This is a genomic window from Gudongella ferriphila, assembly GCF_046224405.1.
Classification (GTDB): domain Bacteria; phylum Bacillota; class Clostridia; order Tissierellales; family Tissierellaceae; genus Gudongella.
In genome coordinates this window covers 45,540-59,480 of sequence record NZ_JBJXRK010000006.1, presented here as the reverse complement: position 1 = coordinate 59,480, position 13,941 = coordinate 45,540, and the positions used below count along the sequence as shown (strand labels likewise).

14 protein-coding genes are annotated in these 13,941 nt (G+C 40.0%); 2 read left to right on the top strand and 12 right to left on the bottom strand.

Annotated elements, in window-relative coordinates; genetic code table 11:
- Complete coding sequence (locus ACKVDP_RS05785; RefSeq protein ID WP_409227866.1) at nt 1-609, bottom strand: peptidylprolyl isomerase; 609 nt, start codon at nt 607-609, stop codon at nt 1-3.
- 20 nt (nt 610-629) lie between these two features.
- Nucleotides 630-1,313, bottom strand: a complete 684-nt coding sequence (locus ACKVDP_RS05780) for an MgtC/SapB family protein (protein WP_409227865.1) — start codon at nt 1,311-1,313, stop codon at nt 630-632.
- Between the two features lie 96 nt (nt 1,314-1,409).
- On the opposite strand from ACKVDP_RS05780, the gene ACKVDP_RS05775 reads away from it, so the two are divergent.
- Complete coding sequence (locus tag ACKVDP_RS05775; RefSeq protein WP_409227864.1) at nt 1,410-1,763, top strand: DUF1667 domain-containing protein; 354 nt, start codon at nt 1,410-1,412, stop codon at nt 1,761-1,763.
- On the opposite strand, the gene ACKVDP_RS05770 is transcribed toward ACKVDP_RS05775, so the two are convergent.
- From ACKVDP_RS05770 to ACKVDP_RS05735, 8 genes are all read right to left on the bottom strand, one after another.
- Nucleotides 1,760-3,118, bottom strand: coding sequence for an MATE family efflux transporter (locus ACKVDP_RS05770; RefSeq protein ID WP_409227863.1), 1,359 nt, complete (start codon nt 3,116-3,118; stop codon nt 1,760-1,762). The two genes, ACKVDP_RS05775 and ACKVDP_RS05770, sit on opposite strands and share 4 nt — an antisense overlap.
- A gap of 96 nt (nt 3,119-3,214) precedes the next feature.
- On the bottom strand, nt 3,215-4,327 hold the full coding sequence (locus ACKVDP_RS05765) for a M20/M25/M40 family metallo-hydrolase (RefSeq protein ID WP_409227862.1): 1,113 nt from the start codon (nt 4,325-4,327) through the stop codon (nt 3,215-3,217).
- 68 nt (nt 4,328-4,395) lie between these two features.
- Nucleotides 4,396-5,934, bottom strand: coding sequence for an AbgT family transporter (locus tag ACKVDP_RS05760; protein ID WP_409227861.1), 1,539 nt, complete (start codon nt 5,932-5,934; stop codon nt 4,396-4,398).
- Between the two features lie 233 nt (nt 5,935-6,167).
- Nucleotides 6,168-6,809 (bottom strand): PAQR family membrane homeostasis protein TrhA, encoded by a 642-nt coding sequence (gene trhA, locus ACKVDP_RS05755; RefSeq protein WP_409227860.1) that lies wholly within the window; start codon nt 6,807-6,809, stop codon nt 6,168-6,170.
- Between the two features lie 10 nt (nt 6,810-6,819).
- Entirely contained in the window at nt 6,820-7,578 is a 759-nt protein-coding gene (gene map / locus ACKVDP_RS05750) for a type I methionyl aminopeptidase (RefSeq protein WP_409227859.1), read from the bottom strand.
- Entirely contained in the window at nt 7,553-8,521 is a 969-nt protein-coding gene (locus tag ACKVDP_RS05745; protein WP_409227858.1) for a tetratricopeptide repeat protein, read from the bottom strand. Before ACKVDP_RS05745 ends, map begins: the two co-directional genes overlap by 26 nt.
- Nucleotides 8,522-8,587: 66 nt before the next feature.
- Nucleotides 8,588-9,397: a nitroreductase family protein gene (locus ACKVDP_RS05740; RefSeq protein WP_409227857.1), complete on the bottom strand. Its 810-nt coding sequence runs from the start codon at nt 9,395-9,397 to the stop codon at nt 8,588-8,590.
- Nucleotides 9,398-9,447: 50 nt separating this feature from the next.
- On the bottom strand, nt 9,448-10,005 hold the full coding sequence (locus ACKVDP_RS05735; RefSeq protein ID WP_409227856.1) for a phosphatase PAP2 family protein: 558 nt from the start codon (nt 10,003-10,005) through the stop codon (nt 9,448-9,450).
- A 133-nt stretch (nt 10,006-10,138) separates the two neighbouring features.
- Between ACKVDP_RS05735 and ACKVDP_RS05730 the strand changes: the two genes are divergently transcribed.
- The gene (locus tag ACKVDP_RS05730) at nt 10,139-12,007 is read left to right on the top strand and encodes an ATP-dependent helicase (RefSeq protein WP_409227855.1); all 1,869 of its coding nucleotides are present in this window, start codon (nt 10,139-10,141) and stop codon (nt 12,005-12,007) included.
- A 26-nt stretch (nt 12,008-12,033) separates the two neighbouring features.
- On the opposite strand, the gene ACKVDP_RS05725 is transcribed toward ACKVDP_RS05730, so the two are convergent.
- Both ACKVDP_RS05725 and ACKVDP_RS05720 read right to left on the bottom strand, forming a co-directional pair.
- Nucleotides 12,034-13,104 carry a GerMN domain-containing protein gene (locus ACKVDP_RS05725; protein WP_409227854.1) on the bottom strand — a complete coding sequence of 357 codons (1,071 nt, stop codon included), beginning with the start codon at nt 13,102-13,104 and terminating at the stop codon, nt 12,034-12,036.
- Between the two features lie 100 nt (nt 13,105-13,204).
- Complete coding sequence (locus ACKVDP_RS05720; RefSeq protein ID WP_409227853.1) at nt 13,205-13,930, bottom strand: HAD family hydrolase; 726 nt, start codon at nt 13,928-13,930, stop codon at nt 13,205-13,207.
- Nucleotides 13,931-13,941 lie beyond the last annotated feature (11 nt).

Below are 13,941 nucleotides of genomic sequence, written 5' to 3'. Positions count from 1 at the left end.
TTATTTTCCCTTGTATTCTGTGATTTCTATTGTCAATATCATAACGGGTTCCTTGGGCATATCATTCCTCCCCACAGGTAGCTTTGCTATCTTATCCACAACATCCATTCCATCAAATACCTGGCCAAACACTGTGTGCTTACCATCAAGCCAGTATGTTCCTCCCTGCTCCTGGTAGGCTTCAATTACATCCTCGGGAAATCCCTTGGCTTCACCAAGCTGTTTCATCTGATCTATTATGCTCTTCTCCATATCACTTTTCTGGACAATAAAGAATTGGCTTCCATTTGTCTTTGGTCCTGCATTGGCCATTGACAGAGCACCTCTTATGTTCCTGAATTCCATGCTGAATTCATCCTCAAAGGGTCTTCCCCAGATGCTTTGTCCTCCACGTCCAGTCCCATCAGGGTCTCCTCCTTGGATCATAAAGTCCTTAATTATCCTGTGGAAGCTTATCCCGTCATAATATCCATCCCTGGCATGGGTTGTAAAGTTTTCAACAGCCTTTGGTGCCACCTGAGGAAACAATCTTAACTTAATGTCACCATGATTTGTCTTTATTATAGCAATCTCTTCATTGTTTTCAGGCTTCTTTAATTGCTCTAGCATTATATTCCCTCCTAAAATTGTTATACATCCCTTATCTTACTTTCATCAAAGTCAATGGACTTGATCCCTTTTATCTGAAGCAGCTCGCTGTCAAGTACCCTATTGTCAAAACCCATTGGTTTCTTGATGTAGAACTTCAACTCAATCACTCCAGATGGTTCGTCCTCATTGTCAGTTACATCCTCAATTGAAATATTTCTGATGCTGATATTATACTTTCCAAACAGCACTCCAATCTCTCCAATCAAACCAGACCTGTCAACAGCAGTGACCTTGACGAGCCTATTGGCTCCCCTGAGGACGTTTTTTTCGACCTTGGATAACACAACAAGCGAAATCAGCACTATCATGGCTGTGACAACACCACCAAAATAATACCCAGACCCAACTGCAAGTCCTATTCCTGCACATACCCAAAGACTGGCAGCAGTTGTAAGACCTCTTATGTGATTTCCTGTTCTTAAAATTGTTCCTGCTCCAAGAAAACCTATCCCACTAACCACCTGGGCCGCTATTCTGGCTCTGTCAGCAGGCTGAGGAACTGCATACATTGATACAAGCATAATCAGGGTGGAACCGACACTGACCAGTATGTGAGTCCTGAATCCAGCTGGCCTGTTGCTCGCTTCTCTTTCAATTCCGATTATACCTCCCAACAAGGCAGATATAAGCAATCTTGCAAGTACTTCCGGGTAGCCTATCATACTGTACCTCCATAGGATGTGACCTTACCTTAAATTTTACTCTAAATCTGGTATTTCTTCAACTCAATATGGTATAATCTCCTGGAGGTGTTTAGGATGAGAGGACAAATAACCTGTGCCATATGTCCCATGGCATGTGAAATTCAAATATCTGATGATGATGGAAATCTTCAAATAACAGGTAACCGATGTGGTAGGGGTTATCAGTTCGTCCAGAAGCATTTGGATGAAGAACAAAGGATAGTAACTGGAAGATGCCTGCTTTCAGGAGGTCAGATGAGCAGACTGCCTGTTTCAACCAACAAAAAAGTTCCTGGGAGCCAGGTCAGCGATATACTTGAAGTGATACAAAACACTCGTGTCCAGGCTCCAATAAAACGAGGGCAGGTCATAATAGAAAATATTCTTGGAACTGGAGCAGATGTAATCGCTCAGAGAAAAGCCCTTTAGAAGTCCGATATTAATCGGACTTCTTTTAGTTTATGCAGTTCCTTTTGATACCAGATAAAAAGGATTGTTCCCTTTAAAATACTGCTGCCGCTTATGGCCCACCAAATGCCGGAAAGTCCCAAAACAGTATAGGTTGATAGAAGGATGGCCGCCGGTATTCTCAAGGCATTCAGGGTTACACCGGTTATGGTTGGTGGAATGGTCTTGCCAAGTCCATTGAAGGCTCCAGCTGTACCTATTTCTATGCTCATGAACAGCTGTGACAAACCAAGAATTCTTAAGTATATTATTCCTTCAGCTATGGCCCTTGGATCCTCTGGTGTAAATATGGTGAACAAAGGTCTTGCAGCAAAAATCAGGAGCAGAGAAGCAAATACACCAAATGTTCCAAGAACCTTAATACCCTTGTAATACCCCTCCTTAATCCGAGATATTTTATTCGCACCGTAGTTCTGACCGACAAAAGCTGAAATTGCTGCTGCAAAGCCCTCTGATGTCATCCATGAAATAGACTCAATCTGGGATCCTATGGTTTGGACGGCAACTGCCACTGGTCCATAGCCTGCAATTATTCTTGTGAGTACAATGCTTATGATGGCATGAAGTCCCATTTGCGTTGAAGGTGGTATTCCAAGTTTCAGAATCCTTTTTGCCTTCCCCAAGTCTGGCATTGAGAATATCTTAAAGGTTGAATACAAAGCATTTATTCTTTTGCCAATAACAAGGAATATGACTGTAACCGCCATCTGAGATACTATTGTGGCTATGGCAGCTCCCTCTATACCTAACCCAAAGGTAAAGATCAACAAAGGATCCAATATCATATTGGCAACCAATCCTATTGTATTGACCTTAAAGGGAGTCATGCTGTCTCCAGAGCTGTTCAGTGTTGTGGACAAGACAGGATTAAGAAAATGAAATATTATTCCCATTCCAATTATCCTAAGGTAGCTTTGTGCCATTCCGATTACCTCTGGATCCCCAAGGTTAAAGAATGAAATGATTTGACTGTTAAAAGTATATAGGGAGAATCCATATACCAAACCTATTATTATATCCATCAAGAGGCCCACTGTTATGTATTCCCTTGCGGATTTTATATCGGATCTTCCATAGCTTTGGGATACACTAACCCCAACACCTATCTGAGTTATCATTATTAGGGCTGCTCCCAGCCAAAGAAAGAAACCACCAGTCCCAGCAGCAGCAACAGCATTTGTTGAGAGTCTTCCAAGCCACATTGCATCTGTAAGGCTATAGGCCATCTGAATGAACGATGTCCCCATAATTGGAAATGCAAGTCTGGTAAGGGTCTTTATGATGTTGCCTTCCGTAAGATTTATCTCTCTTCTCATTATGTACTCCTCGACTTTTATTTCTCCTCATCATTCTACACCATCTAGATGTGTATTACAACATTGAAGGATAGCCAAAACGGCTATCCTTCAATGTTATGCAAACTGTTTTATAATCTCAATTGCCAGTCTTGCTGAATTTTCAAGATCCTTTATATGCAGATGTTCTTCAAGGGTATGGGGCTTTCTCTCTCCAATTCCAAGATTGATTGCATCAATTCCATTGGCATTGAAGATGTTTGTATCACTTCCACCACCTGATTTTGCAGTATTTGCTGGAATACTCAATTCTTCGCATGCTTTCCTGACAACATTTACCAAGGGATGGTCCTCAGAAATTTTAAACGCACCATAGGCATTCTCTATGTTCACCTCAACTGAACCACCGAATTTTTCAGCAGCCTCCTGACAGCATTTTGCCATATGATCGGATTGTTCCCTCAGCTTTTCATCGCTGAGACTTCTTGCCTCAGCAAAGAATTCAACTACCTTGGGTACAATATTAGTAGGTCCCTCAGCATTTATTGAGCCAATATTTGCAGTGGTCTCATCGTCCACTCTCAGCAGTCTCATATTTGAAATAGCTTCACCTGCCATTTGTATGGCACTGATTCCGGTTTCAGGAGCTACTCCCGCATGAGCTTCCTTACCAATAAACCTAACATCAATTTTGTTCTGTGCAGGTCCTTGAACTATTATTGTCCCTGGGTCTCCACCGCTATCCAATACAAATCCCTTTTTTGATCTGATTTTTGAATAATCTATATTCTTTGAACCAAACAAACCGCCTTCTTCAAATATTGTAAATGCAACTTCAATATCCCCATGTGGTATATTATTCTCACGAACGGACTGAATTGCCTCCACTACAGCCGCAATTCCAGCCTTGTCGTCGCCTCCTAATATTGTAGTCCCGTCAGAATATATTACCCCATCCCTTATTTGAGGTTTTACTCCCCTTCCAGGTGCAACAGTATCCATATGAGCACTGAAAAGGATACTCTCTCCCTGGGTGGTCCCCTTAAGATAACCTATCAGGTTCCCTGAGTTGCTACCTACCTTTTCACCTGCATCATCCATATGGACCTTCATACCCAGTTCTTCAAGCTCGGATTTCAATGCCACAGCAAAATCCAGCTCTTCCTTTGTTGGACTGTCAATCTGAACGTATCTTAGAAATCTTTCAAGCAGTCTTTTTTCATTTATCATTTCCTCAAACCTCCATTTCTATATTTAGAAAAATGAGGCTTTATAAAAAGCCTCATTTAAGTCATCTATTATACGTGAATCATCGCTCCAGGTCCCAATGGCAATCCAAGGAAATACCATATAACCATCATCAGTAACCATCCAATCAGGAAAACAACCGAGTAAGGAACCATTGTAGCAATTAGTGTTCCCAAGCCACTTTCCTCATCATATCTCTTTGCAAACACTACAATCATGGCAAAGTAGCTCATTAGCGGTGTTATGATGTTCGTGGTTGAATCACCAATCCTGTATGCTGCCTGAGTAAGCTCTGGACTAAGACCCAGTCTCATCATCATAGGAACAAAAACAGGTGCCATTATTGCCCATTTAGCAGATGCAGATCCCATAAACAGGTTTAGAAAAGCCGAAATAAAGATAAATCCAATAATCAGTGGAAGGCCTGTAAAGCCTATGCTTTCAAGGAAGTCTGCTCCCTTTACCGAAAGTATTGTTCCAAGATTTGTTCGTCCAAAGTAAGAAACAAACTGAGCTGCAAAGAATGCAAGAACCAGATATGCTCCCATGCTCTTCATGGCTTGAGTCATTGACTCAACAAGGTCATTGCTGTTCTTTATTTTACCAGTTGTCTTACCATATACTGCTCCTGGAATCATAAATACCAGAAGTATCATAAAAATAAGTCCATTACTCATGAATTCATTTATTGTTAAGTTTCCATCAGCATCAGCTGATCTTAACAGTCCATTGGCTGGAACAGTTAAAGCAAGCATCACTATACCAAATATTAGAAGTGCTATTCCTGCATTCCTAAGACCCTTGCTCTCGATTTCTGTTATCTCTTCCTTGTTGGGCTTGTATGAGCCGGTATACTCTCCAAGGTTTGGCTCAACAATTTTTTCAGTAACGAATGTTCCTAGGAAGGTCAAGAGGAATGTTGATACAATCATGAAATAATAGTTGGCTGTTGGAAGGATTTCATAATCCATTCCTGCACTCCTTAAAGCCTCGTTGGTGATACCTTGTAGCAATGGATCAAGTGTACCAATCAATAGATTTGCTGAGAAACCTGCTGATACTCCCGCAAATGCTGCAGCAAGTCCTGCAATTGGATGTCTTCCTGCCCCTGCGAATACAATAGCTCCCAAAGGTATTACTACTACATATCCGGCATCAGATGCAATGTTTGACATGATTCCCGCAAATACAACTACTGCAGTAAGCAGTCTTGGATGTACATTGCTTAGCATCTTCTTAAGTGAGGTATTGATAAGTCCTGACCACTCTGCAACACCAACACCAAGCATTGCTACCAAAACTGTACCTAGTGGTGCAAATCCTGTAAAGTTCTTTGTTGCACTATTGAAAATATAGCGAAGACCATCAGCTGAAAGCATGTTTACCGCTGATACGGTTGTTTCAGCACCTGCTCTTGCATCGTAGAATGTTACATTAACTCCTGCCTGTGCTACGAAAAATGAAATAACCACTACTGCCGCACTTAGGATGACAAATATTATTGCTGGATGTGGCAATGCGTTACCCGCATTTTCGATTGCCTTTAAAATTCCGTTGTTAACGGATTTTTTAGAATTGTTCTTAGACATCTTTTTCCTCCTTTTAATATATTATGTCTTTACATTATATAAGCCACATATTTCATTGTCAACTCTATGCATAAAAGTGATAAACGATTAAATGCCTTGTAAGCGCCTATATTACTTATCATCCATTTTTAGTGATTATATTAATATTCATTAATATACTGTTTTTTCTGAATTTTCTCGACAAAAAAGATACCTATCCCAATGATAGGTATCCAGATATGCCTATTTTAATGCTATGCTAAATACAATCCAATTCCGATAAAATGCGAAATACTGGCTGCTAGGACAAACAGGTGCCATATGGCATGGTTATAGGGTATCCTCTTTATACTATAAAAAACTGTACCAATGGTGTAAAGCAATCCTCCAGCCAGAATAAACCCGAAGAATCCCCAAGAAGTAGCTTCAATAATGGCCTTTATTGGAATAATGGCCATCCATCCCATTCCGATGTACAGAATCAGTGACGGCACCTTATACCTGTCAAATTTTCCGTAGGTAACAATTTTGAAGATTATACCAGAAATCGCCACCAGCCAAGTACCAACCAGTATCCAAATTCTAGTGGGTCCTTGAAGGGTAAGCATTACCACAGGGGTATATGTCCCTGCAATGAAAAGGAATATTGAGGAATGGTCAAAAACTCTCAAAACCTTTTTGACTTTCTCTTTCCTAAAGCTATGATACAGGGTTGATGCAGAGTACATTATTATTATGCAAACACCATAGATCCCAAATGACACGGCGGCTGCAATACTTTCCTTGGCGCCTGGCGATATGAGTAATACTATCAGGGCTATTATCCCAAAAAGTATTCCCAGACCATGAGTGATGCCATTCATTATCTCTTCACGAACAGTGTAGTTCTTAGACATTTATCTCACCTTATCTTTCCTCTCCCTGGTCGGTCAGTATCACCGGACCATCTGCAGTGATTGCTATTGTATGCTCATACTGGGCTGATAGGCTACCATCAACAGTTCTCGCAGTCCATTTGTTATCATCCAGTTTCATGTTCCATTCTCCGCTATTTACCATTGGCTCTATTGTTATTACCATACCCTCGACAAGTCTTGCACCTCGTCCAGGTTTGCCATAGTGGGGAACCTGAGGATCCTCATGCATATCCTTCCCAATTCCGTGACCGACAAAATCTCTCACAACAGAAAATCCATTTTTTTCAACATGCTCTTGTATTGCATGTCCAATATCTCCAAGTCGATTACCCGGCACGGCTTTATCAATTCCAAGATAAAGTGCTTCCCTGGTAACCTCCATCAATTTCTTCGCACCTTCCGAAATTTCTCCAACTCCATAGCTCCAGGCTGAATCAGCTAACCACCCATCATACCTCACAACCATATCTATGGAAACAATATCTCCGTTTTGAAGGGCCTCATTCCTTGGAAATCCATGACATATCTCGTCATTTATGGAAGCGCAGGTAGCATAGGGATAGCCGTGATAACCCTTTTGTTCCGGGTAGGCTCCCCTCTCCTCTAGATACTCCTCAACAAACTTGTCTATTTCCATTGTTGTAATACCAGGCTTGATTATATTCTTAATTTCCTTGTGTAGACCTGCCAGTATCTCTCCTGCTTTCTTCATCTTTAGGATTTCATCGTTGGTTTTGACCATTATCATCTGTTTCTTCCTTTCCTTTTGTCAAGTTGTACTTTTCTATTATTTTTTTAAGTCTTTTGTCTTCTCGCAGTGAATCTAAATCCTTGTCCCATAGAACCCATTTCATAAGCGGAGGATGCATTTTCAGGGATCTTTCAATGTCATCCATGGCCTCTTCCTTATTTTCAAGCATTGCAAGGGAACAAGCCCTATTGTAGTATAGGTCGTGGGCACCTGGATTTGCAACTATTCCCTTGGTCAATATCTCGATGGCTTCCCTGTACTCTCCCCTCTCAATGTAAATTGCTGACATATTAAGGTATGAATAGTGATACCGGGAATTCAACTCAATAGACCTTTCATAGTGGCGAAGTGCCCTCTCATACTCTCCCAAGGCCTTTAAAACGACACCCATGTTAAAGTGGGACATAAAAAAGTCGTCCTTTGAATCAATACTTCTACTTATAAGCTTGTAAGCTTCTTCATATCTCTCTTCTGATTCAAGTATAGCACCTAAATTGTTTAAGGTGTAGGGATGATCAGGTTCAAGCCTTAGAATTTTTTGGTATAGACCCCTGGCTCTTTCTTCTTCACCCTTCAGGTCATAGAGATTGGCAAGGTTATACATGCTTAAGGTGTCCTTCGACTCAATCCTCAATGCACTTCTGTAAAAATCCATTGCAGCCTCATAATCTCCCCTGTCCTCGCTTATTACTCCAAGTTGATAGTACGCATCAACATATGCTGGGTTAATGTCAATGATTTTATTGTAGCATTTGACAGCCCCATCAATTTTTCCCAGTTCTGTTAGAATAACACCTACGTTGAAAAGGAGCAGGCTGGTATCTTCCTTGGTTCTTGAAAATTTAAGGGCTTTCCTATACATTGACAAAGCCTTGGATATGTTACCCTCCAAATAAAAATCTTCAGCCATCACTCTATAATTTCTCATTCTTCTAATCATTTTTTCTCCCTCTTATTTTAACACAACCTGAGAAAAAAGTAGAGGTTCCCCCCTACTTTTTAAATTCTAAAGTACATACTTTCCAATAAACATGAACTTTTTGCCCTTTACTTCAACAGGTTCCATATTCACTGCCCATTTGTTTTTTATCCCCTGGGTTCTTGCCAGTTCCTCAAAGTAGTACATTGCAATTCCAGCATCAGTATAGCAAAATTCATTGTTAATCTCTTCTATTGCAAGCTCCACATGATTATCGTGAATAATGAATCTCCAAGGTTGAAGATTCTTGCTTGAAGGTGCAAACCTTACATAAAACATAATATCTCCCAAGCCTCTTTCCTCGAGGAAATTCATGTCGGCAGGCTTTGACAAGGTTTCGTGAAAGGCTATTTCCTCAACTCCAAGTCTTTCACTGAATTGTTCATGGATAAATGGATTCTTTGGCTTTGGATATCCTATGGCCAACAAATAATCATTTTCCCCTGTATCCTCTCCAAATATGGCCTTCATCCTTTCCATATCAAGATCGTTTATTGTTACCCAGCATGTTCCAATACCCATATCATTTAATCTTGTAACCATTTTTTCCATATGGTAGCCGCTGTTAAGCTTCTCCTCAGGACCATGAGCCTTCAAATCCAAAGCTATATAATGAGGACTCTCTATCATGACTCCGGCATAGCCACCAACACCTTTTAGACTGTCATATATCCTCTTTCCAAATTCATAAAGCTTAACCTCCATATTGATTTCCTTGATCTCTTCATTGATCTTTTCAATTAGCTCTTTAACCTTTAGAAGATCCTTTTCGGTTAAATTTTTCTTCTTGAATTCCCTGGTTGATTTTCTGCTTTTCAAAAAACTTGTCATGTTCATTTCCCATTCCTCCTTGTTTGATCAGATTATATTTTTGATTGCATCCCTTGTCAGTTAACTCCAAGGAAAAACGCAATTCTATCAACAGTTTCAATAAAATAGAAATGTATTACAAGGCTTGCAAATACTCCAAGCAATATTCCTGCAGCTACATCGGTTGGGTAGTGTACTCCCAGATATATTCTGCTAACGCCAATCAACAATGCCAATAGGAAAATAAAGACAGTTAGCCTAGGCATGTTAACTGCGATTGTAGTGGCCAGCGAAAAGCTTGCAGTTGTATGTCCAGATGGAAAAGAGTAATCCCTAAGGTCAATCCCGAATGTATGCAGCTGCTCAATGATCTTGTAGGGTCTTTCCCTACTCATGAGCTTTTTTAAGGACTGAACAAATATCTGCCCGAAGAAAAGTGCCAGTATTGCTTCAAGTCCCAGGAGTTTAGTGTTCTTGTCACCTAAAAGAACCAATCCAGATGCAAATATAGAGGTAAAAACAGCTCCCCCCAGATCGGTTATCCTTAGCATAAATCTATCCAGGTAAGGGTTCTTTATCCTGGAGTTCAATAATTGTATAAAATGGTCATCAAACCTTTTAAATATATCTTTCAAAGTATTCACCTCATTTAAACTACCACAATTATATTACATTGTTACCCGATTATAAAGGGTCTAATATCAGTTTACTACATTATTCCCCATTTTTGTGTTAAAATTTAAGTTGCAACAGCATAGGAGGAATAATATGATACTCAGCAAGACACAGATGGATGCGATAAATCACAAAGATGGCCCTGCTCTAATCCTGGCTGTCCCAGGCTCAGGCAAGACCACCGTTATAATTCACCGAGTGAACAAATTAATAAACGACCACGGTGTCAAGCCAGAACGAATACTTTCAATAACCTTTAGCAAAGCATCCGCCATGGATATGAACAGAAGGTATTCAAAAACTTTTTCCCAGGAAGATTCCCGTCCTGACTTTTCAACGATACATGCTTTCTGCTTCAGAATAATCAAGGATTACTCGAGAAAAAAGAAAATCACCTATCGTCTTATTGAGGATGACAGGGAATCAATAAATAAATACAGGATTATCAAGGACATATATAAGTCCCTCTACTCCTCGGTCATAACAGAGGAAAAGCTGGAGGCATTCTTAAGCTATTATGGTTATGCGAAGAACATGATGATCGCACCTGATGCTTTAGGCAAGACTAAAAGAATAGAAGCATCTGAGTTTACACAGATGTTCAAGCTTTACGAAGATGCGAAATACAAGAACAGACTTCTGGACTTTGACGATCTCCTGACTATGAGTCATAGGCTATTGGTGGAGAATCCCAAAGCTCTTGACTACTATAGAAGAAAGTATGATTATATACAGCTTGACGAGGGTCAGGACACTTCAAGAATACAGCTGGAGTTGCTTAAGCTTATGGCTGCACCAAGAAATAATATTTTCATAGTTGCAGATGATGATCAATCAATTTATGGCTTTAGAGGAGCTTATCCTCAAGGATTACTAGATTTCAACAGCAGCTACCCCGAGGGAAAGGTATTTTACATGGAAATTAACTATCGTTCCTCAAGAAATATCGTCAAACTTTCCAACAGCTTCATCAAGCAAAACAGATCCAGGTATGTAAAGAATGTTTCTACGGAGAATCCCTACAACAAGGCTGTCCAGGTTATGAAGTTCAGAACCGTGGAGGACCAGTACAGCTATATCCTTAAGCAAATCAGCAAGTCTCCACAAAACAAGGCTGCTGTGCTCTACAGGAACAATCTTTCAGCTCTGGGCCTGATGAACTATCTTGAAAAGAACAACAGGCAGTTTTACATGAGAGATGTGAAGTTGAAGTTTTTCAACCATTGGCTAGTGAAGGATATTTATGCCTTTATGGAGTTGGCATCTGATGGTTCCAGTGTGGAGGTATTCGAGCAGATTTTCTATAAGATGAAGGGTTATATTTCAAGAAAAATGATAGATTGGCTTAAGGTAAGAACCATAGAACGTAATGTCTTTAAGGAGCTTTTAAAATATCCAGGAATATCCGAGTTCTACAGAAAGAAGCTTCTTGAATTGGAGATTGACTTTAAGAAACTACAAAAAATGACTCCTGCAAAGGCCTTAAGATATATACGGATTCACCTGAACTATGATAGCTATATCCATGAAAATTCCCTAAGATTCGGCTACACCTTTGAACAATTAAAGGAAATGCTGTACCACATGGAGTTAATAGCAGCGCAAACCGGCAATTACCCTCAGTTTAAGGAAAGAATGAATTCCTTGAAGGAGCTAATGGTTCAATCCTCCAATAACTGGTGCAATCTAACCCTGTCAACCGTCCATTCAGCAAAAGGCCTTGAATTTGACAATGTATTTATCATCGATCTGGTTAATCGTTCATTTCCTTCGGCTGCAAGTATCGAAGCTATGGAGGAAGGCGACCCTTCTCTTCTGGAGGAGGAAAGAAGACTGTTCTATGTAGGAATGACAAGGGCAAAAGCTTCACTTGACCTAATGTTCTACGAAACACTGGACGACAAGAATACTGAGGCTTCAGGCTTCCTTTCAGAGCTTGAGATGATCACAAAAGAAGGATAGTTCCCGTTTTGAACTATCCTTCCATATCATTTATATTCTTCGATTCCTTCAGTATTTACCTGAAAAACTTCATTCTCAAGTGAGCCATAGTGTCCTGATTCAAATGGGACTCCCTCTATGGAAAGGTATACCCTGTCCGTGTCGTAGAATTCACCAAAAGTACTTACTATACTATTTATAAGCTCAAACTCCAATGATGACCCAGCATTCCAGCCTGGAATGAGCTCTCTTGAAAAGTCAACCTTAACAGTCCATGTTCCCTTGTCAAGGAATATGCTGTTTATCATTGTATCATCAGATATAACCTTGCTTAAGCCTTCACTGACCGGTTTTTTGAAAAATTCCTCAAAAACATTCTCCAGTTGATCATTTGTGTTGAATTCAAATTTATGGTCCACATATTTTGTCACAATGTCTCTATCGCTCTCTACGGGATAAAACAATCTAGCTTCCTTTTCGTAGGAGCCTTCCACAATCACGCTTAAAAGACTGCTAATCATTGTTTCTCCATCCTCATAGACAGTCCCTACCAATCCAACCTCCTTTGCGTAATAATCCCTCTGGATCCTGCCTTGATCAAGATAGGTAGTCACCTCAAGGGCTTTGAAGCTATCAAAGGGTGTCATAAAATCAACATCAATTCCAGTGATCTCTCTCTTGTTGCCATCTTCAAGCTCCCATTCATTACCTACTTCCAATGGCTCCTTAATGAGTACATTATTCTTTGCAGCGGCTATTGATAAAATATTCTCTGTGTGATAGAACTCACCTTCCAAATAGACTTCCCGTATTGAACCCGCTGTCCGTTCAATGATTTTTACCGCTTCAGTTCCAGGATTTTTTATCCTATACTGCCCTCTCTGACCATTCTCATATTCCAAATAAATACTCTGTTCAGCATATTCATTTCCATAACCTTCATATTCGTAGGTACTATTATGGATAAATGGATAATAATCATTTATGGAAGCCTTATCCACAACCACCTGTTCCTGATTTGTTTCATCAGATATTTCAGTCACAGGCGTACAGGCTATCATCAACATTGATATTGTCGTAATTAATGCCATGGCTTTAAATGCATTCCATCCTCTCACTGTCAATCACCTCTTTCGTATATCCTTACTCACTATGATTATACATCAGCTTGAAAGAGAAAAATTTACGAATTCTTTACAATAACTATAGCAAGTCCATCTATAAAAGTTCTATATCAGCACCACATTTATATATGACATTCTTTCTCTCCACAATGATAGATATTCTTTTGGAAAGGTATTCATCTTCCTTTATCATTAGAAGCAATTCCTTATTGGGGTTGATTGCAACAGGATTGCCCATCCTTCTAAGCATTGAAAGGTCTCCCTTTGTGTCGCCGTAGGCATAGCTTCTAACCAAGTCAACCTGATACTTGTCAATTATTTCATCCAAAACCTTTTTCTTGCTTGTCGAATCCCACATTCTGATAATCTCACCCGTATAGCAGTTATCAGCATCAACAAGATACTTGGTTCCTCTATATTCGGTGGCTCCATATTTTTCTGCCATTTTGGAAACCAGAAAGTCAGGGCTTCCCGATATGAAAAATACCTCATGCCCCATTTTTCTGTGCCATTCAATCTGCTCACGTGAATACTTGTAAACCATGTCCCAGTTTGACTCTATTACATTGTTTGCCACAAATTCTATATGTTCACGCTTTATACCCTTGAGTTCCTCAAGATATACGCCTGCCAGGATCTCTAGATATTCCTCAAAATCCGCGTACCGTTTTTCCCAGTCATCATATGCCTTCTTAACCTTTGTGTACCATACCTCCGGATTGATTATTTCAAAAGCGATTAATTTCTTAAAATGCTCTATCATTAGAGAATTCCTGAATATGGTTCCATCTATATCAAAAAAAGCTGCCGTTTTCTTCATCCTATCCCTCA

Coding starts and splice junctions, on each gene's coding strand:
- ACKVDP_RS05785 (WP_409227866.1), bottom strand. CDS start 609: ATGCTAGAGCAATTAAAGAAGCCTGAAAACAATGAAGAGATTGCTATA.
- trhA (WP_409227860.1), bottom strand. CDS start 6,809: ATGTCTAAGAACTACACTGTTCGTGAAGAGATAATGAATGGCATCACT.
- ACKVDP_RS05770 (WP_409227863.1), bottom strand. CDS start 3,118: ATGAGAAGAGAGATAAATCTTACGGAAGGCAACATCATAAAGACCCTT.
- ACKVDP_RS05730 (WP_409227855.1), top strand. CDS start 10,139: ATGATACTCAGCAAGACACAGATGGATGCGATAAATCACAAAGATGGC.
- ACKVDP_RS05720 (WP_409227853.1), bottom strand. CDS start 13,930: ATGAAGAAAACGGCAGCTTTTTTTGATATAGATGGAACCATATTCAGG.
- ACKVDP_RS05765 (WP_409227862.1), bottom strand. CDS start 4,327: ATGATAAATGAAAAAAGACTGCTTGAAAGATTTCTAAGATACGTTCAG.
- ACKVDP_RS05780 (WP_409227865.1), bottom strand. CDS start 1,313: ATGATAGGCTACCCGGAAGTACTTGCAAGATTGCTTATATCTGCCTTG.
- ACKVDP_RS05775 (WP_409227864.1), top strand. CDS start 1,410: ATGAGAGGACAAATAACCTGTGCCATATGTCCCATGGCATGTGAAATT.
- map (WP_409227859.1), bottom strand. CDS start 7,578: ATGATAATGGTCAAAACCAACGATGAAATCCTAAAGATGAAGAAAGCA.
- ACKVDP_RS05740 (WP_409227857.1), bottom strand. CDS start 9,397: ATGAACATGACAAGTTTTTTGAAAAGCAGAAAATCAACCAGGGAATTC.
- ACKVDP_RS05760 (WP_409227861.1), bottom strand. CDS start 5,934: ATGTCTAAGAACAATTCTAAAAAATCCGTTAACAACGGAATTTTAAAG.
- ACKVDP_RS05745 (WP_409227858.1), bottom strand. CDS start 8,521: ATGATTAGAAGAATGAGAAATTATAGAGTGATGGCTGAAGATTTTTAT.